Here is a 24,587-nt window from a genome sequence, read left to right as displayed (position 1 = left end):
GGGGGAGCTGTGATCGAGCGTCTCAGCGAGGTGAACGTCGTCTGAGGGAGCCTCGAGCGTTCAGCGCCGGAGTTCCGTTTCTCGCTCCGTCGAACTCGAGTCCTCGATCGGGATCGTGATCTCCGTCGTCGTCGAGCCGTCGGCTTCCGCGTTCGCACACCGCCTGCAGTAGGCGTTTCGACCTTCAGACAGCGTCACCGGAACGCCAAGGACGTAGAACCCCTTTCGGTAGACGCGCTCGAGGCCGCGACCGACGGGGTCGGCACAGGCCGCACACGGGCGGTCGTAGTCGATGATCGACCGCTCGTCGACCGTTCTGGCCGAACCGTTCGTCGACGGGGAGCGTCGGAGCCCGAATCGGCGCCGAACGCCCGGAAACAGCCCCAGCCCGACGGTCGCGAGCCCGACTGCGATTGCGACGAGAACCGGCGCGACCGTCGACCCCGCGAGGAAGACGGCCGAGCCGACGAGCGCGAGCGCGGCCGCGAGACAGCCGGCGCCGGCGACTCGGCCCGCGGTCGCCCAGCTCGAGTCGGTCTCCGCTTCGTCGCTGGCCTGCTCGGCCCGCAACACCATTCGTTCGGCGTCGCCGACGTACCGATAGGCGCCGTAGAGGGCGTTACCCAGGCCCATCGTCCACCAGACGGTCAGCGCCGCGACGACGAGGTGGGCGTCGACGCTGCCGAAGGATCGCCGAACCATGACGACGTGGTCGCCGAAATCGTGCTCGAGCTCCCAACCGTCTCTTATCGCGGCCGCGACGCGTCGCTCGAGGGCTGGCCGAGCGTTCGGATCCGAGGACCTGTCGTCACTGGTGGGACGACCACAGTCCGGACAGAAGTTCATCGACGCCTCGAGTGCCGTCCCGCAGTGAGCGCAGTACAGCCCACCGGTCGCGACCCGACTCCCTCCTCGCCGACGATGACCGCTCATACTCGAGGGGAAGGCGAGGACGACACTAACTCTTTGGAGCTATCAGTCGACGGAAACGCTCGAGGGAACGACGAAAGCCGAAGACCGCAGGTCGTGCTCAGTCGTCCGCCGCCGCGGTCTCCTGTTCGGCGATGTAGTCGACGATCTCTCCGGTCTCTTCGATGACCTCGATCCAGCTCGGTACCTGTCCCAGCTGTTCTTCCATTTCCGTTTCTGCCTGCGTGGATACCATGTCCGGCGCCTCCGTGAGCTGCTACGAGCCGCGGGAATAGGTAGCTATCTTCCGGTAGGACGTCGGCTACCGGTTCGGTAACAGGAAGCGAGTCGTTGCCACCGACTGCAAGCGCGGGAACCCGTTCGGAGCGAGTCCTTCGGCGGGTTCACTCGTCGAGTACGACCGGAACCTGACGGTGGGCGACGTCGACGACGAACGCGTCCGGATCCGTCTCGAGCGCCTCGAACGTGTTGTAGTGGATCGGGAGAACGAGCCCCGGATGCATCCGACCGGCGAGTTCGGCCGCGTCGCGGCGATCCATCGTAAAGGAACCCCCGATCGGCGGCAGGAAGACGCCGACGGCCAACTCCTCGTGGACCGGGAGGACGTCGGTGTCGCCGGGCCAGAAGGCGGTGACGCCGTCGATCGTCACGCCGAAGCCACAGCCCTCGCCCTCGCGGTGGTAGGGCTCACCCTCGTCATCGGTATAGGGTCCGCCGGGCTCGTTGTACGCCTGGGTCGTATAGAGGTCGAGCGGCCCGAGCACGAACGACTCGTCGCCACGAACCTGTTCGATTTCGTAGGGAAGCTCCTCGAGGGACTCGTCGACCCGATCGATCTCGTCGGCGTCGATCGCCTCGTGGGCGACGACGATAGCGTCCTCGTGGGCCACCCGTCGAATCCCCTCGGGATCGTAGTGGTCGTCGTGGCTCACCAGGATCAGGTCGCCGTCGCGGGCGTCGTAGTCGTCGAGCACTCCGTACCGGCCGGGGTCGATGTAGACGACGGTCCCCATCTCGCCCTCGAGGCGAACCGTCGCGTAGCCGAGCCAGTCGACGTCGACGGCGCCGTATCGTACGGTCATGGACGGGGATTGGCGAGGGGAGGCGAAAAGCGTTGGCGGTGTACGTTCAGGGACGGCGAATCGAGTGCTCGAGCGTACCGACGCCCTCGACTTCGATCTCGACCTCGTCGCCGTCCTCGAGCGGGCCGACGCCCTCGGGAGTCCCGGTCGCGATCACGTCGCCTGGCTCGAGGGTCATGTAGGTCGTGATCTCGGCGATCAGTTCGGGGATCGAGAAGATGAGCAGGTCGAGCGAGCCGTCCTGTTTCGTCTCGCCGTTCACGCGAGTCTGAACGGTTGCGTCGTCGGGCACCTCGTCGGGCGTCGCGAGCACCGGTCCCATCGGTGCCGCGCCGTCGAACGCCTTCCCGCGGATCCAGTTCTGCTCCTCGCGCTGGTCGTCGCGGTTCGAGATGTCGTCGACGCAGGTGTAGCCCTCGACGACATCCATCGCTTCGCTCTCGGGGACGTGGCGACACTGTTCGCCGATGACGACGCCGAGTTCGGCCTCGTGGTCGATGCGTTCCTTGCCCGCGGGGGCGGTGACGGTGTCGCCGTGGGCCGCCAGCGCGTTCGGCGGCTTCAGAAAGAGCAGCGGCCGATCCGGAACGTCGTTGCCCATCTCGTCGGCGTGGGCCGCGTAGTTGCGACCGATACAGACCACCTTCGAGGGCTCGCAGGGCGGGAGGACGTCGATCTCGTCGTCCTCGAGCGCGTAGCTCTCGTTTGCGAAGTGGACGTGACCGCTCTCGAGTTCGCCCCGGCGGACGGCTCCCGCCGGGTCGCGGAATCGGACGTATTTCATGCGTAATCGCTCGCAGTCCGGCTGTAAAAGGATTGAGGTGACGGCCGGACTCGCGGCGGCGTGGCGCACGGCAGGTGGTGTCACGACGGCCGCGGAACGGAACGTTTTTTACTAGGCCTCGGCAATCAGAGGATGCGTTGGCTCCGTTGGTGTAGTCCGGCCAATCATTTCGGCCTTTCGAGCCGATGACCTGGGTTCAAATCCCAGACGGAGCATTTTGCTGCGAACAACTCGTGAGAAGCAAATGCTGTATGCTGGGTTTGAAGCAGACCAGTCGCGCGCAGCGTAGCGAGCACGTCTGGGCGTGGTTCAAATCCCAGACGGAGCACTATGGTTCGAGAGAGCTTCGCTCTCTCGTCATCACGAAAATCTTCGATTTTCGAGCGACAGCGACCGAGTTTTACGAGGGAGCGAAGCGCGCACGGATGGAATTTGAATCAGACCGGTCGCGCACAGCGTAGCGAGCACGTCTGGGCGTGGTTCAAATCCCGGACGGAGCGCGTCTGAGGGCCAGATTCCAGCCGGAGACCCGACTCACCGGAAAGACAGTCACTGACTCGAGCGATTCCGAGACCCGTTACTGGCTCGAGCGAGGACGGCGGCGAAAAAACGGGGATGACGAGTTCAGTAGTAGTAGAACTCGAGTTCGTGGCCGCAGTTGTGGCACTCGGTTTCCGTGCCGCGAAGACGGTTAGGGGTTGGGCTTCCGAGACCGGACCCGGGCGGGAGGGATGCGTTTACGGTTCCGCTACACTGGGGGCAACCGACACGCACGTCCGGGTTGTTGGATTGTGACATACGTCGACGTACTCGGGACTCCGAAATAGTTATCCGAGTCGTAAGCTCCGGCACGTCGCGGCCACGGTGATGTTTCGCGACGTTTCACGGTCAGGCGTCCGATCGGTCGGACGGTTTTCGATCGGACTCTCGAACGCCCCGGAGAGAGTGACGAGGCGAGTCGTTGCGACCCGAAGCGGAGTTCGACGAACGGATTAGGGAGATGTTAGACAGTGACAATCAACGAATGTGGCGGGAGAGCGCGACCGAAACGGGCGGAGATGTTCGGGCAGGAAACCGGCGAGCGGGATCGAACCCATCGATATGTGGGTTTTCACGGGTGAACCAACGAGCATTTGACGCCCCGCTCCTACGACTCGAGTATGAAGCGACGCGCGTATCTGGGAACGCTGGGGGTTGCCGGAATGGGGGGACTGGCAGGGTGTCTGGGCGATCTCCCGGTCGTCGGCGACAGCGAGACGGCGCTGGGCGAACCCGAGCAGTCTCGTGGTAACCCGTCGCACCCGATCCACGGCGACGAGTTTCCGGCGTTTACGCTTCCGGACCCGCACGCGGGACAGGAGGTCTCGCTCGAGGAGTTCGAGGGCGAGCGCGCGTACCTGTTGACGTTCATCTACACGTCCTGTACCGACGAGTGTGGCGTCCTGACGAACCTACTCGGACTCGTCCAGGAGGACGCCGCCGAGGAAGGGTACGAGGACGACGTCGCCCTGCTGGCGATGACGTTCGATCCCGAAACCGACAGCCCGGAGGCGCTAGCGGAGTACGGCGAGCAGTACGGCGTCGACTACGAGGGCGAGAACTGGTACTTCCTCCGACCGGAGACCGAGGAGGAGGCGATGGAGCTACTCAACGAGGAGATCGGGGTCCCGGCACAGATCGGTAACGGGGACGATCACGACGAGGAAGCAGACGAGGATCACGACGACCACGACGACGAATCGCACGACGACGGCCACGCTGATCACGACGAAGACGCAGAGCACGACGACAACCACGGAGACGACGAGGACGACGGCCACGACGATCACGACCAGGAGATCCACTACTACATCGTCTTCCTCGTCAACGAGCAGGGGATCGTCGAGCGTTCGTACCCGAACGTAACCGACGACCGCGAGGAGAACCGTCCGCAAGCGATCATCGACGACGTCCGGACGGTGGTCGAGTAACGATGCGGCGTCGGGACGTCCTCGCCGGAGTCGCGAGCGCGGGAACGCTTGCTGGCGCCGGAGCGCTTGCGGTGTACGGTATGCCGGGCGACGAGGACGACGAGGAGCCCCGACACGATCCCGTGACGATCGATACCGTCGAGGCGGCCGGCAGCAGCGACGGCACGCAGCAGATCCCCGCCGAGGGTTCGGTTACGTTCGTCGACCTGTTCGCGACGACCTGCGGGACGTGCAAGGAGCAGATGCCCGCGCTGGGCGAGGCCTACGACCGGGTCGGCGACGACGTCACGTTCGTCTCGGTTACCAACGAGAACGAGGAGCAGGTGCCCGACACGGAGATCGCCGACTGGTGGGACGAGTACGACGGCCACTGGCCGGTCGGCCGGGACGCGACCTCAGACCTGATCGTCCACTACGGCTCGGGGACGCCGATCGGCGTTCTCTTCGATTCGGACGGGGTCGTCCGGTGGGAGGAGTCCGGACGAAAGGAAAGCGACGAGATCGTCTCTCGCATCGAGGACGTTCTCGAGTCCGAGAGCGAATGATCGACGCGGCGCTGTTGTCGACGCTCGCGTTCGCGCTGACGGCCGGCGTCTTTACGTTCTTCTCCCCGTGTGCGTACCCCCTGCTGCCCGGCTACGTCGGCTTCTACGTGAGCCAGACCGACGCCGAGGAGTCATCGCTCTCGAGGGCGATCGGGCGCGGTCTAGTTGCCGGGGCCGGCGTTCTCGCCACGTTCGGTCTCCTGCTCGGCGTCGCGTTCTGGATCGGCCATTCGGTGCTTGCGGATATCACGATCTTCGAGGCGCTTGTCGGGATCGCCCTGATCGGCTTCGGGGTGCTCGTGCTCTTCGATCGCGCGCCCTCGCTGTCGGTCGCGCTGCCGAAGCGCCGATCCGGGACTCTCGGCTTCGGCCTCTTCGGCGCCGGCTACGCGCTGGCCGCAGCGGGCTGTGTCGCACCCGTGTTTCTCGGCGTCGTCGCCAGCGCGGCCGCGCTGCCGGCGGCGTCGGGGGCGCTGGTGATCGGAACCTACGTCGGGATCGTCGTCCTCCTCATGGTTTCGCTGACGGTCGCGACCGGGATGGGGCTCGCCGCAGGTGCGGGCCGACTGTCGGCCTACGGCGACACGCTCCGACGAGTCGCCGGAGTGGTGATGATCCTCGCCGGTATCGGGCAGCTGTACGTCGCCTTTTTCCTCGACGTCCTCTGATCCCGGGTTCCGTCCCCGTCTCCGTTTCTCGAGCCAGCGAACGCCCTGGCAACTGCAGGTATGAAACGTATTCGACAGTGTGCCGAATACCGAGACGAAAATGTACCAGGAACTCTTGCTCGCGACCGACGGCAGCGACGGCGCTCAGCGGGCGGCCGATCACGCGATCGAGCTCGCTCGCCAGATGGATGCGGACCTGCACGTCGTTTCGGTCTCCGAGGACGGCCCCCACGCCGAGACGAAGCGCGACCAGATGCGGACCGACCTCGAGGACCAGGCCGCCGAGGCGATCGAACAGGTCGAAGAGAAGGCCGCCGGCCACGGGATCGAGGTCAGAGAGACGATCCGCCACGGCGTTCCACAGGAGGAGATCGTCGACGTCGCCGAACAACACGGTTCCGACCTGATCGTCGTCGGCACCGTCGGCCGGTCGGGGCTGGACCAGTTGATCGTCGGCAGCGTCGCCGAGGAGGTCGTCCGGAACGCGCCGGTACCGGTCGTCACGGTCCGGGACGAGGGCTAACGACTACGAAGCGGTCGCTTGGGATGTAATGGATCGCTACCGACGACTACGGAAGCGATAATTAACTCCGCCGGAGCACGAGGGAAGCCAACCGTGGCCTCCCGCCAGGCAGACGATTCGCGGGCGATCGTTCGTTCGTTCTCCCGACGCTCGAGTCCCCGGAGAGCCGCCGATGCGGAGGAAACCCGATGAGCGGAGTCGACTCGACGCTCGAGCCGCTGTGCCGGGTGCTCGTCGTCGGCGCCTCCGAACCGATCGTCTCGGTCGCGGAGACGGTGACGGCGGGCTTCGACTCCGTCTCGCTGGTCCGGGAGCGAACCGTCTCGAGCGCCGTCGCCCGCCTCGGAACGGTCGACGTCCACTGCGTCGTCTGCGAGTTTGAGCCAGATGGAGAGCTCTCTCCCCTCGAGCGACTCCGCCGAGAGACCGACTCCGCCGAGACCGTGCCGATCGTCGCGGTCACGGACGCTCCCGTCGACGCGCTCGAGGCCGGTGCGGCCGACGTCGTCGACCCCGCCGATCCCGACCGGGTCGTACTCGCCCGACTCGAACGCATCGTCGAGGGCGAGCGAAGCCGGCAGACGAACGGCTCGAACTCGAGAGACCGGTCGATACTCGAGGGAACCACCGCCGTCGTCTGGGTGATCGAGCCGAGCGGCGAGATCGCGTACGCGAACCCGGCAACCGACGCCGAACTCGACGTCCCTCCGGACGAGCTCGAGGGACGGATGCTGACCCGAGCGATCCATCCGGACGATCGGGACGACGTTCGCGAGGCGCTCGCGGCGACCCTCGAGGGGGCGTTCGGCACCTCGACGCGCGTGACGGTCAGAATCGGTCGGCCCGGTCGGACGTGGCGGTCGGCGGAGCTTCGGACGGTAAATCGGCTCGAGGATTCCCGTCTCGAGGGGGTCGTGGTAACCGTTTACCCAACGAGCGACATCGAGTCGTCGGATCAAGATGCGTCGATCCTCGATCGGATCACCGATCCGGTCTTCGAGGTCGGTTACGGCTGGGAGCTGCGGTACGCTAACGCCGCAGCGAGAGACCTGTTCGAGGGCGATCCGAGTTCGGGGACCCCACTCGGGGGGTTGCTTCCCGAGGCAATTCGCGAGCCGTTGCTCGAGGCCGTTCGAGCGGTTCGGACGGACGAGAGGTCGACGTTCCTCGAGATCGAGCCCTCGAATCGACAAGGGGTAGTCCCGGTCGGCCTCTTCCCGACGGCGTCGGGAACCGTCGTCCAGCTTCGCGACCCGGAAATCACGGCGGAGACGGTCGAGCGCGCGGCTCGCCTGACCGAATCGGTTGTCGACGCGCTTCCGGACGGGGTCACCGTTCTCGAGGACGGGGTCGTCACGCTGGCGAACGCGCGGCTGGCGGAGCTGGCCGATACCGACGTCATCGGCCGAGAGCTCGAGGAACTGTTCGATCGGGAGCTGGCGGAGACGGTTCGCGAACGCGGTCGATCGGCGCCGTTCAGGTGGACCGAGCCCGTTTCCGGAACCCTCGCGCTCGGGGATCGCCGCCCCGTCGAGGTCGCCGTGGTCCCGCTTCCCGACGGCGAGCGAACGCTCTGTCTGGTCCGGGATCGACGACGGTCGCCGACCGGAGCGTTGCGGACGCTCGAGGTTGCCGTCGGATCAGTTCACGGGGCTGAAACCGTCTCCGACGTCGGGCGATCAGTCGCCGAGGCCGCGGTCGATCTCACCGGTGGCGACATCGTCGCCCTGTATCGGCTCGAGGAGCGGACGCTCCGACCGTTCGGCGTCGCGGGCCGGGACTCGAAAACGTCCAGCCTTCCCGTCGTCGATCGCGCTGTGATCCCGGATGACGTCGTTCGCGACGGGGCTGGTGCGACGACTCGAGACGCTCGAGCGCTCGAGTCGTTCCTCGAGGCGGCCGATCTCCGGGCCGAGCAGGTGCTTACGGTTCCGGTCGGGACGGCGGTGCTGGTCGCGACCACGACGGAGCCGATGGGGTTCGATCCGATCGATCTCGGCCCGCTCGAGACTCTCGCCGAGATCGGCGCCCTCGCGCTCGAGGAGCGGGACGCGACCGCCCAGCTGCGCGGGTGTCGCTCGGACCGGACGGCTCTCGAGGCGACCCTCGATCGGCTCGAACGGCTCGGGGCGATCGAGCGGGACCTGCTCGAGGCGAGCGACCGGGAGGCGGTGTACCGTCGGCTCTGTCGAGGCGTGACGTCTTTCGAGTTCGTCGAGGGATCGAGCGAGTTCGCCTGGATCGGTGCGTTCGAAAACGACCGCGAACCCGCCGACGTCCGGGCGGTCGCCGGAGACGCCGACGTTCGACCCGATTCGATCGCGATCCCGCGACCGCCGTCAACCGAGCGGGCCTCGGCTCCGGAGACGGTCCGTATCGACGACCTGACCGAGGCACCGGACGAGCCCTGGCGCGAACGGGCGCTCGAGCAAGGGATCCGATCCGTGCTGAGCGTCCCGCTTCGATCCGGATCGTTCCGGTACGGAACGCTGACCGTCTACTCGACCGAGCCAGGGGCATTCGACGAACCGACCCGTTGCGGGATCGAACGACTGGGGGATGTCGGCGGCTCCGTCGTCGACGCGATCGAGACCAGACGAGCCCTGCGCGGCGAGGCGGTCACCGAACTCGAGTTCGTCCTCCGCGAACCCGACCCTCTGGCGACGATCGCTCACCGGATCGGTCACCCGCTGACGGTTCGGTCCGTCGTTCCGCGCTCCGCCGGGGACGAAACCGCGTTCGTTACCGTCCCCGACGACTCGTTCCCGAGCGTCGACTCGTTCGCCGAGCTCGAGGGGATCGAATCGGTGCGAACGGTCGGGACGATCGGCGGGGAACGGCTACTCGAGCTCGTCGTCGACGAGCCGTCGATCGCGGTAACCGTCGCCGAGCACGGCGGCGTCATCCGGTCGCTGACGCCGACCGACGACCGAACCCGACTCGTCCTCGAACTCTCGGGATCGGCCGACGTCCGCGCGTTCGTCGACGCGCTCGAGCGCGGGTGGGACCTCGAGTTGCTAGCCCGCCGCCAGCGCGAGCAGTCCCCCGAGAACGCGCTCGCGCTCGATTCGGTCCTCCGCGAGCGACTCTCCGAGCGACAGCGACAGACGCTCGAGGCGGCCTACTACGCCGGCTTCTTCGAGTGGCCCCGGGAGAGCACCGGGGAGGCGGTCGCGGACGCGTTGGGGGTCTCCCAGCCGACGTTCAGCCGTCACGTCAGGGCCGCACAGGCGACGCTGCTCTCGGTGCTGTTCGAGGAGTTTGACGGCCTCGAGTAGCTCGAGACGGCGGTAGACTTGTATTACCACGAGTAGCATCTGGCTACGCGTACGGTCGAGTTCTCGCCGACGACAGTCGGCTTCGGCGACCGATGAATCAGTATAGCCCCGCTTCGGGGGGTCGTGTCGATAGCTAGCCCCCACGGCCATCCGTTCGCGCTCGAATCAGCCATTCGATGACTACGGACCCGGTAACGAGATCTTATCGCTGCCGTCTCCCCGGACGGCGGATGAACCGATGAGCCTCGACCTCGCTGCGGATCCCGACGGCGTTGCCGTTCGAACGCAGGCCAACGGCGGCGTGCTGGCTCAACTCACCCTCTCGCACCCGGAGCTGGTGTTGCGACCGACGCTGCGACGCGCACCCGAGATCTCCCTCGAGCCCGAGTACTGGACCGACGCGGGCGGCGACCGAACCCTCCTGTTCGTCACCGCGTTGGGCACCGAGTTCGGGGCGTTCGAAACCGCCCTCGGGACCGATCCGACCGTTGTCGATCCCGTCCTCGTGGATCGCGCTCCCGAGTGCCGGAGCTATCGACTCGAGCTTACCGATCGAGCGATCACCCTCGTCGAGGCGACCGCCGCCGTCGGCGGACGGCTCCGCGGCTGCTCGAGCTGTCGGGAGGGATGGCAGTTCCGGCTGCGCTTTCCCGACCGGAACGCCCTCGTCGCGTTCAACGACCGGTGTCGGGAGCGGGACGTCTCGGTGACCGTCGACCACCTCCGACCGGCTAACGCCGACGGCGGTGGGCCGGTTTCGCTCACGGAGAAACAGCGGGAACTACTGACCGTCGCCTACGAGGAGGGGTACTTCGACGTCCCTCGACGGATCTCTCAGGACGAACTCGCCGATCGACTCGAGGTCTCGAAGTCGGCGATCTCCCAGCGACTCCGGCGAGCGATCGCACAGCTCTGTGGGTCGGCGTTCGCCTGAAAACGCGGCTTCGAAGCTGACCGGGTCGTTACTCGTCGTCTTTGTCCTTCATCGACCCGAGCTGGGAGACCAGCTGATCGGTCGAGACGTCGGACTCGAACTCGAGCTGTCCGTCGTGGTCGTGTTCGTGGATGTTGACGGCCTCGACGTCTTCCTCGTCGTCCCGCGGTTGTTGCTGTTCGGACTCGTCGTAGCTACCAAAACCCATGACGAAATCGAGGAACGGCCGCGGGAAAGATGTGGTGGTTCGGTGCCACCGTGGATCGCGATCCCACGCCGATGACGCGCTACTTCAGCCGGAGGTACTGTCGGTCGTACTCCGGCTCACCCTGGCGCGGGTGGACCATGATGAACGACTCCGGCGGCATATCCGCGAGACGAGCCGGCAGATCTCCGAGCTCGTTGTGCCAGCCGACGTCGCCTCGGCGCGGCGAGATCGCGACGATGAGGTCGTCGTCCTCGGTTCGCTCCTCGAGCGTCGGGAGCAGCTTCCCCCAGTCGTCGATCGACTCGAACTCGGCGGTGACGTCCTCCTCGACGAGGCCGAACAGCTGCTCGAACTGGTGGGGCGCCCCCTCGACGACGATGACGTTCAGCTCGGCCCCGAGGTTCGCCGCGATTCGCTTGACGAGGTGGACCGCCTCGTAGAACCCCTCGTGGTGGTCGGCGCCGATCGGGACGACGACGAAGATCCGCCGAGTCGTGTTGATCGGGTGGCCGAGCCGCGAGATGAGCACCGGCAGCTTCGTCCGCTCGAGCACCTGGTCGATGATGCTGCCGAAGATGCGGTGGCTGAAGCTCTGGGTGGCGTCCCACCCCATGACGATCTGGTTGGCCTGGACCTCGACGGCGCCCTGAACGATCCCGGAGGCGACGTTGTGATTGACCCGTGCTTCCGTCTCGATCGGGACCTCCGCGGCGCTGCCTTCGGCTGCGAGTTCGTTGAGTTCGGACTGAACCGTGCTGATCTGTTCTTCCGCCGACTGGCTCGTATCGGGCTGGACGACGGTCATCACGTGAACCGGGTTGGTTCCACCCTCGCCCTTGACGACGAACGAGAGTTCCAGCAGCCGCCGCTGGAGTTCGGCGTTGTGCGACAGCGGGAGCAGGATGTTCGGGTCCCGTCCGTCGTCGGAGTCGTCCTCGACCTCGCGCTCGAGGGCGAGGCGGTTGGCCGCACGTTCGGTCATCCACGGGCTGACGAGCGCGGTAATCAGCAACAGGAGGACGACCGCGTTGAGGATCGCCTCGCTGAAGAGCCCGGCGTCGAACCCGACGAGCGTGATCGCGAGCGCCGCGGCGGCCTGTCCCGTCGAGAGGCCGAAGATGACGTCGCGTTCGTGTTTCGTGTAGTCCTGGATCTCGGCGACCGACCAGGCGGCTGCGCCCTTCGTGACGAGCATGATCGTCGTGATGAGCGCTGCGATCTGGAGGGTCTCGGGTCCGGCGAAGATGACCCCGAGGTCGACGAGCATCCCGACGTGGAGCAGGAAGAAGGGGATGAAGAACGCGTTGCCGACGAACTCGATGCGGTTCATCAGCGTCCCGCCCTGCGGAATGAGCTGGTTCAGCGCCAGCCCGGCGACGAAGGCGCCGAGGATCGGATCCAGGTCGAGGATCTCCGCGAGGCTGGCGGCGGTGAAGATCCCGACCATCACGAACAGGAACTCGAAGTAGCTCTCCTCGCTGAAGTTCTGGAAGAACCACCGGGACGCCGGCGGAACGAGGAACCAGACGCCGGCGAACAGGAGGCCGAGCGAGAGCGCGATATCGCCGAACAGCAACACCGAGAGCCCGTCCTGAACCGCGCCGGTGACGATCGCGAGCACGACCAGCGCGAGGGTGTCGGTAAAGAGGATACCGCCGAAGACGGCCGAGACGGCGCGGTTTTTCGTGACGCCGAATCGGTTGACGATAGGGTAGGCGAGCAGGGTGTGGGAGGCGAACACCGCCGAGAGCAACAGTGCCGCCCAGATATCGAGTCCGAGGAAGGCCGTCGTGGCGAGCGTCCCGACCGTAAACGGTAGGAAGAAACTGAGCAGGCCGAACAGGGCGGCGTTCTCGGGCGCCTCCTTGAATCCGCGGAGGTCGACCTCGAGACCCACAGTGAACAGCAGGTAGATCAGTCCGACCTCGCCGAGCAACTCGATCGCGTCCGAGTGTTCGACGATACCGGTCGCACCGGGGCCGATGATCGCCCCGAAGACGACGATGCCGACGATCCCGGGCTGACCGAGTTTCTTGACGAACAGCGGCCCGACGAGAAAGATCAGCATCGCGAGCGCGAAGATCAGCACCGGCTGGTCGAGCGGTAACCCGAACCCGTCGACGACGAAGAGTACGGTCCAGTTCATCGTGTCTGGGCTGTACTCGAGGGGGCGTATAGTAGTCCTATCATCGGATGGAACGCGTTTCGTCGCGGCGTGGTTCGAGAGGAGACAATCGTGCGATGGTGATGGTTTGGCCGGATAATAAAACGCGTGATTCCGGTTTTGGTGCCCAGCAGCCGGCGAAGTCGATGAGAATAATCGAACTAAGCACCCATTCTGGATTATTCTCCACGTTCGGTCGGTTATCTATCGCCGACGTCTTTGTAGCCGACTCCTTCTCGAGACTCGTCTCTCTGAACTACCCTCCCACCACGGTCGTCGGAACGTGTACGACGTCGCTACTACTCGGAACGCGTCCCGACCGATCGGTCGGTCCGAATGCCGAGCGTCGAGACGGGCGCTCAGCGGCTTCGATCCCGCTCGAGTCAGCCGGTTCCGCTACGGGAGATCGGCCATCGCTCGTCGGAGTTGTGGGTCGAGTATCCGTTTGCTACGGACGCCGGTAGCCCGTCTATAGTAATGGGTTCCGGAGCTCTTAGGCTGCCTCATGTTCACGTACCGGTTGTTCTCTCGAACAGCTTCTCAGGTCGATCAGTCTCAAACGGCATGGACGCGTCGCCCTCAGCTGAGGCGCGGCCGCAGAGACCGAACTCGCGGCGCGGCGGGAGCGCTCTCGAGCGGCGTCGACGACGGGGGACGGTGAGCTGTCGATGTGTGGAATCATCGGCCGTGTCGGGGACGGCAACGCGCTGGAGACGCTGCTGACGGGCCTCGAGAATCTCGAGTATCGCGGCTACGACTCGGCGGGGGTCGCCGTCCAGAACGGCTCGGGAATCGCCGTCGAGAAGCGATCCGGGAAGGTCGAGGCGCTGGTCGACTCGGTCGCGGACGATCCACTCGAGGGGCGGGTCGGAATCGGTCACACCCGATGGAGCACCCACGGGCCGCCGACCGACGAGAACGCCCACCCCCACACCGACGCCACCGAGGACGTCGCGGTCGTCCACAACGGGATCATCGAGAACTACGCCGAGCTCCGCGCGGAGTTGCGCGCGGTCGGCTACGAGTTCACGAGCGACACCGACACTGAGGTCGTCCCCCACCTCATCCAGTACTACCTCGACGGCGGGGACGACAACGAGACCGCCTTCCGAAGGGCGATCGGCGACCTCGAGGGAAGTTACGCGATTACGGCGATGTTCTCGGGCGAGCACGTCCTCTACGCGGCCCGTCAGGGGTCGCCGCTGGTCGTCGGGGTCGAGGACGGCGAGTACTTCCTCGCGAGCGACGTCCCCGCCTTCCTCGAGTACACCGACAGCGTCGTCTACCTGCGGGACGGCGACGTCGTCGTCGTCGACGGCGACGGCGTCGAGTTCACCGACCTCGAGGGGAACCCCGTCGAACGAGAGCCCGAGACGGTCGAGTGGGATCCCGAAGAGGCCGGGAAGGGCGAGTACGACCACTTCATGCTCAAGGAGATCGACGAGCAGCCGACCTCGCTCGCCCAGGCGATCGAGGGGCGGATCGATCCCGAGAACGGACGGATCGCGCTGGCCGACTTCGGCCCGGGGACGTTTACCGACGTCTCGAACGTCCAGCTCGTCGCCTGCGGGACGTCCTATCACGCCGCGCTGTACGGCTCGCTCGCGCTCAACCAGGCCGGAATCAGGGCCACCGCCCTGCTGGCCAACGAGTACAGCGCCGCCGCACCCCCCATCGACGACGAGACGCTCGTGATCGCCGTCACCCAGAGCGGGGAGACCGCCGACACCCTGAACGCCCTGCGACGGGCCAACGCCGACGGCGCCGAGACCGTCACGGTCACGAACGTCGTCGGCTCGACCGCCGCCAGAGAGGCCGACGAGACGCTCTTCATCCGCGCTGGACCCGAGATCGGCGTCGCCGCGACCAAGACGTTCTCCTCGCAGGCCGTGATGCTCACGCTGCTCGCCCAGCGGATCGCCGCCGACCGTCGAGGCGAGCCGCCGGCCGATCTCGAGTCGCTGCTGCCGGCGCTTGCCAGGATGCCCGAAGAGATCGAACGCGTGCTCGGAACGTCCGACGCCGCGGCTGTCGCGAACCGCTACCGGGGGAGTCGGTCGTACTTCTTCATCGGTCGCGGGCTGGGCTATCCGGTCGCGCTCGAAGGGGCGCTGAAGTTCAAGGAGATCACCTACGAACACGCCGAGGGGTTCGCCTCCGGAGAGCTCAAGCACGGACCGCTGGCGCTCGTCACCCCGGAGACGCCGGTGTTCGCGGTCTTCACCGGACAGGAGGACGCGAAGACGCTGAACAACGCCGAGGAGGCCCAGACCCGCGGGGCCCCACTGGTCGCCGTCTGTCCGGACGGGCATCCCGCCCTCGAGGTTGCCGACGCCCACCTCGAGATTCCCGACACCGAACCGGCGCTGGCGGGGCTGCTCGCGAACGTCCAGCTGCAGCTCGTCTCCTACTACGCGGCCGACCTACTGGGACGACCGATCGACAAGCCTAGAAATCTCGCGAAAAGCGTCACCGTCGAGTAGAATCGCCGAGTCGTTGCGTTCGCGGCTCCTCCCGTTATCGGTCCCGTTCGACGACCTCGCCGGGGGACGTCGTCGCCTCCGTGTCGAGTTTGAGCCCCGGCGTCAGACTCGTGTTGATGCCGGTCTTCGCGTCGTCGCCGACGACCACGCCGAACTTCCGGCGGTTCGTCGACACCCGGTCCCCCTTCACGGTAAACTTCACGCTCCCGCCGTCGTGACGGAGGTTCGCGACGGTCGTTCCCGCTCCGAAGTTGACGTCGCGCCCGAGGACGCTGTCGCCGACGTACGAGAGGTGGCCGACCGTCGCGTCCCGCGAGAGGACGCTGTTTTTCACCTCGACGGCGTTGCCGACCTTCGCCCCCTCGTCGATCAGCGTCGCGCCGCGGACGTAGGCGTTCGGCCCGACCGTCGCCCCCGATCGGATCAGGGCCGGCCCCTCGATCACGACGCCGGGTTTGACCGTCGCGCCCTCCTCGACGACGACCTCCCCCTCGAGGTGGGCGTCCTCGCTGACCTCGCCCGCAACGTCGCCCTCGAGTTCGCCGAGCTTCCACTCGTTTGCCTCGAGCAGCTCCCATGGGCGGCCGACGTCCATCCAGCGCTCGAGGGTAACTGGCGAGACGGCGAACTGATCGATGACCTGTGCGACCACGTCGGTGATCTCGTGTTCGCCCCGCTCGCTCGCGGGGACGTCGAGCCACTCGATGGCCTCCTCGGGGAACGCGTAGGCGCCCGCGTTCGCCAGGTTCGTCGGCGGATCGTCCGGCTTCTCGACGATGTCGGTGACGGTGCCGTCCGTCGTGCTGAGCACGCCGTAGTTACGCGGGTCTTCGACCTCGATCGCACAGATCGCCGGACACTCGTCGAACAGTTCGTCGATCGCGTTCTGATCGTAGAGGTTGTCGCCGTTCAGCACGGCGAAGGGACCCTCGAGGTGGTCGCTGGCGGCGTTGACGGCGTGGGCCGTGCCAGCCTGTTCCTCCTGGATCGCATACGAGATCGGCACGCCGCGGTACTCCTCGCCGAAGTACTCCCTGACGGTTTCGGCTTCGTAGCCGATGACGAGGATCACTTCGTCGGCGCCCGCGTCGACGGCGGCGTCGACGGTGTGGGCGGCGAGCGGTCGGTCGGCGACGGGCAACATCGGTTTCGGCACTGACGAGGAGAGCGGTCGGATCCGCGTCCCTTGTCCTGCGGCAAGCACGACAGCTTTCATTACGATCGCATAGTTCGATTTCGGGGATTAATATACGGCCGATAATCGCTCGCCGGTTCGTCCGGCCGATTCGACCCGTCGAACGGGACCGCTGGCCGAGGCGGACGGCCCCTCTCCCGATACACTCCGAGAGCGCCCCGAAACCTCGAGCGTCGGTCCCGTCCGTTCGATCGAGAACGGTTTTATCCCTCGTTAATCGGCCCATTACTGTTCAGAAATATGTAATTTCTGCGGGTTCAACCCGCGACGCCGTCGATATCGAGAGAGGGGTTGGCACCCACTCTCAAGGGACCGTTCGGAACGGAAAGATCGGACTAAATTTCATCGCAAACGTTATGCTGCCTATATTAAATACCGCTCTGTGATTAGCCGCTGGTGATGTCGACGGAACCAACCGACGCGAAGTGGACGCCGATCTCGTCCGGGCAGCAAACGACCTCGCCACGGTGTGTCAACTGCGACAACCAGGTGACCCGGCAGTTCGCCCGCGTGTTCGGTGACAACCGGGACGTCGTCCACGCCTGTCCCGAGTGTGCGACCTATCGGGAGATGAAGACCTCCGACTTCATCCCGGAGGAGCGACGATAGCCGCCGTTTTCTCGTCCCGTAGTCCCGCGCTGACGCTTCCCTCTAGCGCTCCTCGAGCACGTTCGCCGCCTCGGTCGCTCGTTCGACGATTCCCGTCGCGGTCGCGAAGATCGAGTCCGCGTCGGCTTCCGCGCGCGCTTCGGCGGTCACCCTGACGACCGGCTCGGTTCCGCTCGCCCGGATCAGGAACCAGCCGTCGTCGGTCTCGACTCGAACGCCGTCGAGGGCGTCGACGTCGTCGTACTCCTCCTCGATCGTCGTCTCGACCGCCTCCATTACGGCCTCCTTCGCCTCGACCTCGATCGACGTCCGTCGGATCGGGTACTGGTCGATGTCGGCGGCGAGCTTCGAGAGCGGTCCCTCCCGCGAGACCAGTTCGGCGAGCTTGCAGGCCGCGAGCGGGGCGTCCGGGCAGCGGGTCTCGGTCGGCCAGATCCAGGCGCCGCTTGGCTCGCCGCCAAAGACGACGTCGTCCTCGGTGGTTCGCTCGGCGACGTAGACGTCCCCGACCTGTGTTCGAGTCAGCGACGCGCCGACCGCTGCCAGCGCGTCGTCGACCGCCAGACTCGTGTCGACGGGGGCCGCGACGCGGTCACCGTCGCCGGCCGCGTTCCGAGCAAACAGCGCAAGCAAGGCGTCCTTCGGCACGAAATCGCCAGTTTCGTCGACGGCCATCATTCGATCGGCGTCGCCGTCGTGGGCGATCCCGAGTTCGGCGTCGGTCTCGGCCACGACGGTCATCAGCGTGCCCAGCGTCTCCCGGTTCGGTTCGCTCGGCCGTCCCGGGAACGAGCCGTCGGGTTGGCCGTTTAGCGTCCGGACCCGACAGCCCAGGTTCGCGAGCACCGTCGCCGTGACGGCCCCGGCTCCGTTGCCGACGTCGACGACGACGTCGAGCGGTTCGTCGAGAGCCACCGCGGCCTCGAGCCGACTCGCGTGGTGCTCGCGAACGCCGTCGCGTCGTTCCCGCCGACCCTGACCGTCCCAGTCGGCCAGCTCGTAATCGTCTTCACGAACTCGGCGAGAGATCGATTCGCGCTTCTCGGGACCGAACGCCTTCCCGGAGGGGGTCCAGAGCTTGATTCCGTTGTCGGTCTTCGGGTTGTGCGAGGCCGTGACGACGATCCCCGCGTCCGCCTCGAGGTGGTCGATCGCCCGGGCGACGGTCGGCGTCGCCTCCACGCCGACCTCGAGGACGTCGGCGCCACATTCCTGGAGCCCCGCGGCGATCGCGTCGACGAGCGTGCGGCCGCTGTCGCGGACGTCCCGGCCGAGGACGACGCGGTCGTAGCCGTCGGAGGCGACCGCACGGCCGACCGAGAGCGCGAGGGCGGCCGTTACGTCCGTTCCGACGGTTCCACGGATACCACTGGTCCCGAACATACGAATCGTGACGGCGGCCCCGGTGTTAATATGTGTCGACTTCCGGGTCCCGACCCGCCGCTGTCGGCTTCCGACGGCGGCGTTCGCGGTCACGTCCCCGTCGAGCGAGACGGTAGCCATTCCCTATCGAATTGAACCGTCGGTATCGTATATACGTCCCCGCGGTGGCCGTCCGGACGGCATGATCACACACGTTCGAGAGCGAAAGCGTCCCGTTCGTACCGCACCGACGACCGCGTTCGAATTCGAGCGAGCCGGCGAGTCCGGCCGTCGCGACCGCCGATGAGTGCGACCGAGCGCGACGCCGGGAAGCCCGTCGTCTCCGAGCTCCCGCCGAGTTCGAAGCTCGTCTACAAGGTCCTCGAGTACGAGGGCGCGATGACCCAGGAGGAGATCGCACTCGAGTCGCGGCTCTGTCCCCGGACGGTCAGGTACGCGCTGGGAACGCTCATGGATCACGACGTCGTCGACAGCCGGGTCAGCCTCGCTGACGCCAGACAGTCGAAGTACTGGATCGAGGAGTAGTTCGTTTCGCGTTCGAAACAGTTGTTTCGGACCGCCTACCGCAGTTTTCTGTAGCGATCGATCAGCAGATCGAGCCCGAACGAGCCAGCCGTGATCGTGTAGTTGGTCTCGAGCCGGGGGTTGAACTTCGCTTTGTAACGGTTGATGCTCGGGACCCCGGCTCCCACGAGGTCGTAGCGCTCGAGTCCCCCGCGGAGTCCGTCGCGCATGACGTGCCAGTCGAGCAGGTCGTTGATCGGGAGGTCGATATCGGTGTCCGGCTTCACCCCGCCCTGCCAGCGGTACCGGGTCGTCCGCGATTCGACGACCAGGATCCCCCCGACGAACTCGCCGTCGACCCGACAGACGTAGGGACGGATCGCCCCCTCGGGAAGCTCGCGGTGGACGGCCCGGGCGAAGCCGGGGTTCAGCTGAAACGATCGACCCTGGCTCTCGTAGCGGGCGGCGACCTGATCGACGATCCGCTCGACGTCGTCGTTGTTGCCCTCCTCGACGACGTAGCCGTCGGGGTCGGCGTTGCGGACGTTGTTCCGGGCGTCGCTGCTGAAGCGATCGAGCAGGTCGTCCTCGCTGCCCTCGAGGTCGACAACGTAGGTGTACCCCGGCTCGACGGCGTACTCGTTCCAGACGAACGGTCGGACGTCCTCGAACTCCGCGACGACGAACTTGGAGTACTGCGGGGAGAGTTCGCGGTCGATCCACTTGAAACAGCCCTCGAGAAACCGCTGGATGCGCCTGTCAGCCTTGCGCTGTTTGAGCTTCTCGACGTTCAGCACGGAGGGGCCGAGGTAGCACGACCACGCCCGAGGCGCCGGCGAGAACGCGCCCGTGATCGGGCCCTTGGTGTACTCGAAGACCGGGAAGATCCCGACCGCCTCCTGGCCCTTGAAGCCGGCGAGCAGATGGGCCGTCGTGTCGGTGTCCTCGGCCTGCAGGCGGATCGCCTCTGCCCGGCTGAAGGGGTTCGTCCCGTCGGAGCGCTCGACGTATCGGTTCCACTCGTCGGCGTCGGCCGTCGGATCGAGGGCGGTGATCTCGACGCTCATAGGTACCCGAGGTCCGAGAGCCTGTCTTCGACGGCCCCGTCGTCGGTGACGGCGATCGTCGCCGGCTCGTAGGCCGGATAGTCGGCGACGGTCCCCTCGTCGACGATCGGGAGCGCGGTGCCGTCCATGTCGGCGTCGACCGGGACGTCGAACAGCGAACAGATCGTCGGCGCGACGTCGAAGATCGTCGCCCCCTCGAGGTCGGCCGACTCGTCGAACGCCGACCCGGCCGCGGCCACGACGCCCGTCCGCTTGTGATTCCACGACTCGCGGGGCCGGCCGAACTCCGCGCCGTCGAGGTCGGCGACGATCGCGTTGTCGAACCCCTTGGGAACCGTGACGACGTCCGGGCCGTTGTCGAGGTACGGGCCGCTGAAGTACCGCTCCCGCGGTTCGACGGCCTCGAACAGTGGCTCTCCGTCAGGGGTTCGCATCGTCGACAGCCGTTCGACGAGCGCCGAGCGGATCGACTCGTACTCCGAGGGGGGAACCGTCCCGTTCGGTTCGCGCCCCTCGAGGTTGATCCGGATCCCGAGTTCGCTCTTCGAGCGGACGTAGGCCCGTGACTCGGGGAAGTCGACCTGGGTGCTGGCCGCTCGGATCACGTCGTTGGGCACACGCCTGCCGATCGGTTCCTTCAGGCCGACCAGATCGAGCGCGTCGGCGACCCGCTGGGTCGTGATCCCGACCGTCGCGGCGACGTTCATCGCCCGCTCGAGCGGGCCGGCCTCGTGGTCGTCGGCGTCGTTGCCGGCGAGCAGGTCGTTCTCCCACGCCCGCGACCAGTCGGGCATCCCCTCGCCGCCCTTCCGAGCGGCGAGCAGGCCCTCGTTTCTGAGGAACTCGTTGACGCGGAACTCGTGGCCCGTCACCCGCCCCATCCCGTGGTCGCTGACGATCAGGACGTTCTCCGGCTCGTGGCGCTCGATGGTCGCCTCGATCTGGCGGTCGACCTCGCGGTAGACCGCCTCGACCGCGCGCTTTTCCCCGTCGCGCTCGTGGAAGACCGAGTCGGTCTGCTGGAACTGCAGAAAGCCGAAGTCGGGCTCGAAGCGCCGACAGAGGTAGCGAAACGCCTTCCCTCGGAGCTCCGTCACCCGCTCGTAGGCCTCGATCGACTCGGCGGGTTCGGCCCCGTTCTGTGGGTAGATTCGGTACTCGCCGCAGGCCTTCTCGACGTCCTCGAGGATCCCCTCCGGGTGACAGTCGGGCTCCTCGGGCGCGGTCATTCCTGGGATCAGGGCCCCGTCGAACTCCCGCGCGGGGTGGGTTACGGGAAGGTTGACAACGACGCTCGAGAGCCCGTGCTCGCTCAGCAGCTCCCAGACGGGCCGTTCGCGGACGTGCGTCGAGTTGACGACGGTCCAGTCGTAGCCGTCGAAGGAGAGAAAGTCGAAGACGCCGTGCTTGCCGGGGTTCTTCCCGGTGTACAGCGACGGCCAGGCGCTGGCCGTCCACGGCGGAATCTGGGACTCGAGGGGGCCGCTGGTCCCCGCCTCGAACAGCCGCCGCAACGTCGGCGTCTCCCCCGCCTCGAACAGCGGCTCGAGGATCGGCCGACAGCCGGCGTCGAGCCCGATGACGAGTAGTCGAAGACCGTCTCCGTCGTTCGAACCATCCATAGGCGTCTGCTGTGCCCGTCCGGGCTTTGTTATGCAACCACTGGGCGAAGTGTAGGCGGTCGCTGTAGCCCGCCGTCAGCGCGCGTTCGAGCGCCGTCTTCCGGCTGTAGGACCCGCCTGCGACCTGAAGTGCCGGCGTATCGCCGACACGGGTATCCGGGTGTGTTCGGGCATCCCGTTCGGAAGGCTCGAGCCGTAGTACTACCGGTTTCGTCGAGATCGCAGTTTGTCCCCGATCCAGTCGACACCGCGCTCGCTCAGTCGGCTCGCGTCGGGGACTCGCCAGCCGTCGATCGGAGCCCGTCCTCGAGCCCGTACGCTCCGTCGGCGGTTCGCTCGAGCACCGATCGGGTCCGCAGCTCCGAGACGAGACTCTGGACCGCGATCGTCGACCGACCGACCCGTGCCGCCAGCGCCTCGGTCTCGAGTGGCCCCTCCCGGACGAGCGTCTCGAGGATCTCCTCGCCGGCCTCGAGCGAGCACAGCGATCGATCGCAGGCTCGCTCGAGTCGATCGGCGACCCGTTCCTCGTCGAACAGCGCCTCAATATCGACATCGTCTGGGTCGCGGCTCGCTGCGCTCTCCTCGCTCGCTTCGTCGCCGAACTCGGTGTAACTGATCTCCCGGCCCGTCTCCGGTCCCTCGAGTTCCGCGACGCGCTCGCGCAGCCGGTCGGCCTCCTCGCGCAGTCGATCCCGTTCGTCGGTCCGGTCGGCGAGTTTCTCCCCGAGGCGTTCGATTCGCTCCTCGCAGTCCTCGAGTTCGGCCTCGAGGTCGACGACCTCCTCGTGGAGCCGCCGTCGCTCCTCGTCGTTTCCGGGTAGCTGAGACTGGGTCGTCTCGACCCCGGCGACGGCGTCGGCGAGCTGCTGGGCCGCCGTCGAGATGTCCCGGGCCGACTCGAGTTCGCTCTCGAGGGTCGCGATGCGCTGGTCGCGCTTCTCGAGTTCGGCCTCGAGTTCGTTGACCCGGTCGGCCTCCCGCCGTTCGCGCTCGGAGATCTCCTGGAGGTCGCCGACGAGGGTGTCGGAGACCGACTTGAGGTCGGGTCGCTCGAACTCCTCGAGCCCGGGAGTCGCGCCGGCGTCGAAGGTCCGCTTGCGCCGGAACTGGACCTTCCGGACGTCGGTCTCGGTCCAGTCGGTTTGGACGAACGCCTGGCCGTCATCGAGATCGGAGACGCGCTCTTTGTACTCGGTGTCGATGATACGGCCGACAACCTTCGTGTCGTTGTCCCAGGTCAGGCGGTGCCAGACCAGCCAGTTGGCCTGCGTGATGAAGTCCTTCTTGACGTCCGCGGGTCGCTGGCTGATTCCCAGAATGCCCAGTCCGTGCTTGCGCCCGCGCTTGCCGATCTTGATGAGCAGGTTCCCCGTCTCGCCGACGCCCCCGCCCTCGGGGATGTACTCGTGGACCTCCTCGACCACGAGCAGGAACGGCTTCTTCAGCTTCTTCTCCTTGACGAACAGCTGGCGGGCGACCTCCCGCAACAGCTCGTTGGCCGCGTCCTCCTCGAGGTAGCCCGAGACGTCGAGGATGATCGGGACGTTCTCCTCCAGAGCGAGGGTCGCCATCTGCTCGGCGTGTTCGGGGCCGATCTGGACGTCGCACTCCTCGTCGGCGCCGGCGTGGAGCATCTCGTACTCCTCTTTCAACCCGTAGTACTCGCCGTCGGTGTCGACGATCAGCAGGGGGAAACCGGCCTCGAGCAGCTCCTCGGCGATCACCGAGGCGGTGTTGGACTTCCCCGAACCGCTCTTGCCGGTCGCGAACCCGCGACCCGTCAGCAGTTCGATCACCGGCAGCGTCAGCTCCGTGCCGTCGGCGGTCTCGCCGACGAGGACCTCCCGCTGGTCGCTCACCGACCGACCACCCGCGGACGCGACTCGCTCATAATCACTGTGTTCGAACACGAGACCTTGAATACTTTCTTCACGTCTGCGGGAAACGCGACAGGAATCAGGAGTCGGTAATACGGTTTCGTTGTCCCGATCTAACGTGTAGGTTCGAATTGGTGAACTGTTACAGAGAGGGTGCGAACGCACCGGTGCACACTCTGTCACATACTTAATAAACAGTACAATGGGTGTGAAAATGTCGCTCTTGGACGTACCTCCCAGTTGTAGGTTGAAACATGGCAGAAAAGCACCTCGACGCCTGTCTCCGAATCGTCTCGGATAGACACCGTCGAAGAGTCATCTCCCGATTGTGCGAAGAGTCCAATGGCAAGACGACGATCGAAACCCTCATCGATCAACTGCAGAGCAGTGACTCACCGTCCACCGTTGCCCGTCTGGACCGAGACCAACTTGCCATCCAACTGGCCCACAAGCACTTGCTGAAGCTGGCCGACCACGGCATCGTCGAAGTCGACCCCGAAACGGATATCGTTCGGTACCAGCCTGACGAGCAGATCGAGGCGGTATGGGACTCGCTCCTGGAGCGAGTAGCGTAGACGAATTCCTGAATAGCGATTCCCCCTCCTCCCCGACCTGCCGGTGTGCTGTCGTTTCCGTTAATCCGAATCAATGGTATCGAGTCGCCACGTGAAAATTGCCTTTAGGACCACGACGAGACTGTTCGCCTCACCCTCGCCCCAGATAGCGGTTTCCGAGCGCGGATCGGAGACGCTCGCGTT

21 protein-coding genes, 1 tRNA gene and 1 pseudogene are annotated in these 24,587 nt (G+C 66.2%); 11 read left to right on the top strand and 12 right to left on the bottom strand.

Annotated elements, in window-relative coordinates; genetic code table 11:
- Nucleotides 1–60: 60 nt before the first annotated feature.
- The 4 genes from ACFEMD_RS14135 to ACFEMD_RS14120 all read right to left on the bottom strand — a co-directional run bounded on the left by ACFEMD_RS14135 (nucleotide 61) and on the right by ACFEMD_RS14120 (nucleotide 2,796).
- Complete coding sequence (locus ACFEMD_RS14135; RefSeq protein WP_394741684.1) at nucleotides 61–933, bottom strand: zinc-ribbon domain-containing protein; 873 nt, start codon at nucleotides 931–933, stop codon at nucleotides 61–63.
- A gap of 97 nt (nucleotides 934–1,030) precedes the next feature.
- Nucleotides 1,031–1,165, bottom strand: a complete 135-nt coding sequence (locus ACFEMD_RS14130; protein WP_394741682.1) for a hypothetical protein — start codon at nucleotides 1,163–1,165, stop codon at nucleotides 1,031–1,033.
- 148 nt (nucleotides 1,166–1,313) lie between these two features.
- The gene (locus tag ACFEMD_RS14125; RefSeq protein WP_394741681.1) at nucleotides 1,314–2,012 is read right to left on the bottom strand and encodes an MBL fold metallo-hydrolase; all 699 of its coding nucleotides are present in this window, start codon (nucleotides 2,010–2,012) and stop codon (nucleotides 1,314–1,316) included.
- Between the two features lie 46 nt (nucleotides 2,013–2,058).
- Nucleotides 2,059–2,796 (bottom strand): fumarylacetoacetate hydrolase family protein, encoded by a 738-nt coding sequence (locus tag ACFEMD_RS14120; RefSeq protein ID WP_394741680.1) that lies wholly within the window; start codon nucleotides 2,794–2,796, stop codon nucleotides 2,059–2,061.
- Nucleotides 2,797–2,936: 140 nt separating this feature from the next.
- Between ACFEMD_RS14120 and ACFEMD_RS14115 the strand changes: the two genes are divergently transcribed.
- From ACFEMD_RS14115 to ACFEMD_RS14085, 7 genes are all read left to right on the top strand, one after another.
- A tRNA-Glu gene (locus tag ACFEMD_RS14115) sits at nucleotides 2,937–3,011 on the top strand.
- A gap of 945 nt (nucleotides 3,012–3,956) precedes the next feature.
- Nucleotides 3,957–4,766 (top strand): SCO family protein, encoded by an 810-nt coding sequence (locus ACFEMD_RS14110; protein WP_394741679.1) that lies wholly within the window; start codon nucleotides 3,957–3,959, stop codon nucleotides 4,764–4,766.
- A gap of 2 nt (nucleotides 4,767–4,768) precedes the next feature.
- Nucleotides 4,769–5,311 carry a TlpA family protein disulfide reductase gene (locus ACFEMD_RS14105; protein WP_394741678.1) on the top strand — a complete coding sequence of 181 codons (543 nt, stop codon included), beginning with the start codon at nucleotides 4,769–4,771 and terminating at the stop codon, nucleotides 5,309–5,311.
- Nucleotides 5,308–5,979 carry a cytochrome c biogenesis protein CcdA gene (locus tag ACFEMD_RS14100; protein ID WP_394741677.1) on the top strand — a complete coding sequence of 224 codons (672 nt, stop codon included), beginning with the start codon at nucleotides 5,308–5,310 and terminating at the stop codon, nucleotides 5,977–5,979. The genes ACFEMD_RS14105 and ACFEMD_RS14100 overlap by 4 nt, the downstream gene beginning before the upstream one ends.
- Nucleotides 5,980–6,079: 100 nt before the next feature.
- A complete protein-coding gene (locus ACFEMD_RS14095; RefSeq protein ID WP_394741676.1) occupies nucleotides 6,080–6,502 on the top strand; it encodes a universal stress protein in 423 nt (140 codons plus the stop codon).
- A 188-nt stretch (nucleotides 6,503–6,690) separates the two neighbouring features.
- A complete protein-coding gene (locus ACFEMD_RS14090) occupies nucleotides 6,691–9,780 on the top strand; it encodes a bacterio-opsin activator domain-containing protein (RefSeq protein WP_394741673.1) in 3,090 nt (1,029 codons plus the stop codon).
- A 238-nt stretch (nucleotides 9,781–10,018) separates the two neighbouring features.
- Nucleotides 10,019–10,714 carry a helix-turn-helix domain-containing protein gene (locus ACFEMD_RS14085; protein ID WP_394741671.1) on the top strand — a complete coding sequence of 232 codons (696 nt, stop codon included), beginning with the start codon at nucleotides 10,019–10,021 and terminating at the stop codon, nucleotides 10,712–10,714.
- 28 nt (nucleotides 10,715–10,742) lie between these two features.
- On the opposite strand, the gene ACFEMD_RS14080 is transcribed toward ACFEMD_RS14085, so the two are convergent.
- Both ACFEMD_RS14080 and ACFEMD_RS14075 read right to left on the bottom strand, forming a co-directional pair.
- A complete protein-coding gene (locus ACFEMD_RS14080) occupies nucleotides 10,743–10,922 on the bottom strand; it encodes a DUF5786 family protein (protein ID WP_394741669.1) in 180 nt (59 codons plus the stop codon).
- A 79-nt stretch (nucleotides 10,923–11,001) separates the two neighbouring features.
- Entirely contained in the window at nucleotides 11,002–13,068 is a 2,067-nt protein-coding gene (locus ACFEMD_RS14075; RefSeq protein WP_394741668.1) for a cation:proton antiporter domain-containing protein, read from the bottom strand.
- Nucleotides 13,069–13,754: 686 nt separating this feature from the next.
- On the opposite strand from ACFEMD_RS14075, the gene glmS reads away from it, so the two are divergent.
- Entirely contained in the window at nucleotides 13,755–15,569 is a 1,815-nt protein-coding gene (glmS, locus tag ACFEMD_RS14070; RefSeq protein WP_394741667.1) for a glutamine--fructose-6-phosphate transaminase (isomerizing), read from the top strand.
- A gap of 34 nt (nucleotides 15,570–15,603) precedes the next feature.
- Here the strand turns inward: glmS and glmU are convergent, their stop codons facing one another.
- Entirely contained in the window at nucleotides 15,604–16,785 is a 1,182-nt protein-coding gene (gene glmU, locus ACFEMD_RS14065; RefSeq protein WP_394741666.1) for a bifunctional sugar-1-phosphate nucleotidylyltransferase/acetyltransferase, read from the bottom strand.
- Nucleotides 16,786–17,163: 378 nt separating this feature from the next.
- On the opposite strand from glmU, the gene ACFEMD_RS14060 reads away from it, so the two are divergent.
- Nucleotides 17,164–17,373: a DUF7563 family protein gene (locus ACFEMD_RS14060; protein ID WP_278303231.1), complete on the top strand. Its 210-nt coding sequence runs from the start codon at nucleotides 17,164–17,166 to the stop codon at nucleotides 17,371–17,373.
- 42 nt (nucleotides 17,374–17,415) lie between these two features.
- Here the strand turns inward: ACFEMD_RS14060 and glmM are convergent, their stop codons facing one another.
- On the bottom strand, nucleotides 17,416–18,756 hold the full coding sequence (gene glmM, locus ACFEMD_RS14055) for a phosphoglucosamine mutase (RefSeq protein WP_394742250.1): 1,341 nt from the start codon (nucleotides 18,754–18,756) through the stop codon (nucleotides 17,416–17,418).
- 282 nt (nucleotides 18,757–19,038) lie between these two features.
- Here glmM and ACFEMD_RS14050 point away from each other — a divergent pair, with 282 nt between their 5' ends.
- Nucleotides 19,039–19,281, top strand: a complete 243-nt coding sequence (locus ACFEMD_RS14050; RefSeq protein WP_005559122.1) for a hypothetical protein — start codon at nucleotides 19,039–19,041, stop codon at nucleotides 19,279–19,281.
- 35 nt (nucleotides 19,282–19,316) lie between these two features.
- On the opposite strand, the gene ACFEMD_RS14045 is transcribed toward ACFEMD_RS14050, so the two are convergent.
- The 3 genes from ACFEMD_RS14045 to ACFEMD_RS14035 form a co-directional block, all read right to left on the bottom strand.
- The gene (locus ACFEMD_RS14045) at nucleotides 19,317–20,327 is read right to left on the bottom strand and encodes a lipid II:glycine glycyltransferase FemX (RefSeq protein WP_394741664.1); all 1,011 of its coding nucleotides are present in this window, start codon (nucleotides 20,325–20,327) and stop codon (nucleotides 19,317–19,319) included.
- Nucleotides 20,324–21,949, bottom strand: a complete 1,626-nt coding sequence (locus ACFEMD_RS14040; RefSeq protein ID WP_394741661.1) for an alkaline phosphatase family protein — start codon at nucleotides 21,947–21,949, stop codon at nucleotides 20,324–20,326. The genes ACFEMD_RS14045 and ACFEMD_RS14040 overlap by 4 nt, the downstream gene beginning before the upstream one ends.
- Before the next feature lie 257 nt (nucleotides 21,950–22,206).
- Entirely contained in the window at nucleotides 22,207–23,811 is a 1,605-nt protein-coding gene (locus ACFEMD_RS14035; protein WP_394741660.1) for a helicase HerA domain-containing protein, read from the bottom strand.
- A gap of 272 nt (nucleotides 23,812–24,083) precedes the next feature.
- On the opposite strand from ACFEMD_RS14035, the gene ACFEMD_RS14030 reads away from it, so the two are divergent.
- Nucleotides 24,084–24,404, top strand: a complete 321-nt coding sequence (locus tag ACFEMD_RS14030; RefSeq protein ID WP_394741658.1) for a DUF7344 domain-containing protein — start codon at nucleotides 24,084–24,086, stop codon at nucleotides 24,402–24,404.
- 60 nt (nucleotides 24,405–24,464) lie between these two features.
- On the opposite strand, the pseudogene ACFEMD_RS14025 reads toward ACFEMD_RS14030, so the two are convergent.
- Nucleotides 24,465–24,587 (bottom strand): annotated as a pseudogene (locus tag ACFEMD_RS14025) (TrmB family transcriptional regulator); the annotation flags it as partial.

Origin of the sequence: Natronococcus roseus, assembly GCF_043677095.1 — an archaeon.
In the GTDB taxonomy this organism is placed as follows: domain Archaea; phylum Halobacteriota; class Halobacteria; order Halobacteriales; family Natrialbaceae; genus Natronococcus; species Natronococcus roseus.
Note: the sequence above shows the minus strand (reverse complement) of the source record. Positions and strands in the feature narration are given on the sequence as shown.

Excerpts from the sequence above, each read along its gene's own strand:
- ACFEMD_RS14135 (WP_394741684.1), bottom strand. The coding sequence starts at position 933 with ATGAGCGGTCATCGTCGGCGAGGAGGGAGTCGGGTCGCGACCGGTGGG.
- ACFEMD_RS14130 (WP_394741682.1), bottom strand. The coding sequence starts at position 1,165 with ATGGTATCCACGCAGGCAGAAACGGAAATGGAAGAACAGCTGGGACAG.
- ACFEMD_RS14125 (WP_394741681.1), bottom strand. The coding sequence starts at position 2,012 with ATGACCGTACGATACGGCGCCGTCGACGTCGACTGGCTCGGCTACGCG.
- ACFEMD_RS14120 (WP_394741680.1), bottom strand. The coding sequence starts at position 2,796 with ATGAAATACGTCCGATTCCGCGACCCGGCGGGAGCCGTCCGCCGGGGC.
- ACFEMD_RS14110 (WP_394741679.1), top strand. The coding sequence starts at position 3,957 with ATGAAGCGACGCGCGTATCTGGGAACGCTGGGGGTTGCCGGAATGGGG.
- ACFEMD_RS14105 (WP_394741678.1), top strand. The coding sequence starts at position 4,769 with ATGCGGCGTCGGGACGTCCTCGCCGGAGTCGCGAGCGCGGGAACGCTT.
- ACFEMD_RS14100 (WP_394741677.1), top strand. The coding sequence starts at position 5,308 with ATGATCGACGCGGCGCTGTTGTCGACGCTCGCGTTCGCGCTGACGGCC.
- ACFEMD_RS14095 (WP_394741676.1), top strand. The coding sequence starts at position 6,080 with ATGTACCAGGAACTCTTGCTCGCGACCGACGGCAGCGACGGCGCTCAG.
- ACFEMD_RS14090 (WP_394741673.1), top strand. The coding sequence starts at position 6,691 with ATGAGCGGAGTCGACTCGACGCTCGAGCCGCTGTGCCGGGTGCTCGTC.
- ACFEMD_RS14085 (WP_394741671.1), top strand. The coding sequence starts at position 10,019 with ATGAGCCTCGACCTCGCTGCGGATCCCGACGGCGTTGCCGTTCGAACG.
- ACFEMD_RS14080 (WP_394741669.1), bottom strand. The coding sequence starts at position 10,922 with ATGGGTTTTGGTAGCTACGACGAGTCCGAACAGCAACAACCGCGGGAC.
- ACFEMD_RS14075 (WP_394741668.1), bottom strand. The coding sequence starts at position 13,068 with ATGAACTGGACCGTACTCTTCGTCGTCGACGGGTTCGGGTTACCGCTC.
- glmS (WP_394741667.1), top strand. The coding sequence starts at position 13,755 with ATGTGTGGAATCATCGGCCGTGTCGGGGACGGCAACGCGCTGGAGACG.
- glmU (WP_394741666.1), bottom strand. The coding sequence starts at position 16,785 with ATGAAAGCTGTCGTGCTTGCCGCAGGACAAGGGACGCGGATCCGACCG.
- ACFEMD_RS14060 (WP_278303231.1), top strand. The coding sequence starts at position 17,164 with ATGTCGACGGAACCAACCGACGCGAAGTGGACGCCGATCTCGTCCGGG.
- glmM (WP_394742250.1), bottom strand. The coding sequence starts at position 18,756 with ATGTTCGGGACCAGTGGTATCCGTGGAACCGTCGGAACGGACGTAACG.
- ACFEMD_RS14050 (WP_005559122.1), top strand. The coding sequence starts at position 19,039 with ATGAGTGCGACCGAGCGCGACGCCGGGAAGCCCGTCGTCTCCGAGCTC.
- ACFEMD_RS14045 (WP_394741664.1), bottom strand. The coding sequence starts at position 20,327 with ATGAGCGTCGAGATCACCGCCCTCGATCCGACGGCCGACGCCGACGAG.
- ACFEMD_RS14040 (WP_394741661.1), bottom strand. The coding sequence starts at position 21,949 with ATGGATGGTTCGAACGACGGAGACGGTCTTCGACTACTCGTCATCGGG.
- ACFEMD_RS14030 (WP_394741658.1), top strand. The coding sequence starts at position 24,084 with ATGGCAGAAAAGCACCTCGACGCCTGTCTCCGAATCGTCTCGGATAGA.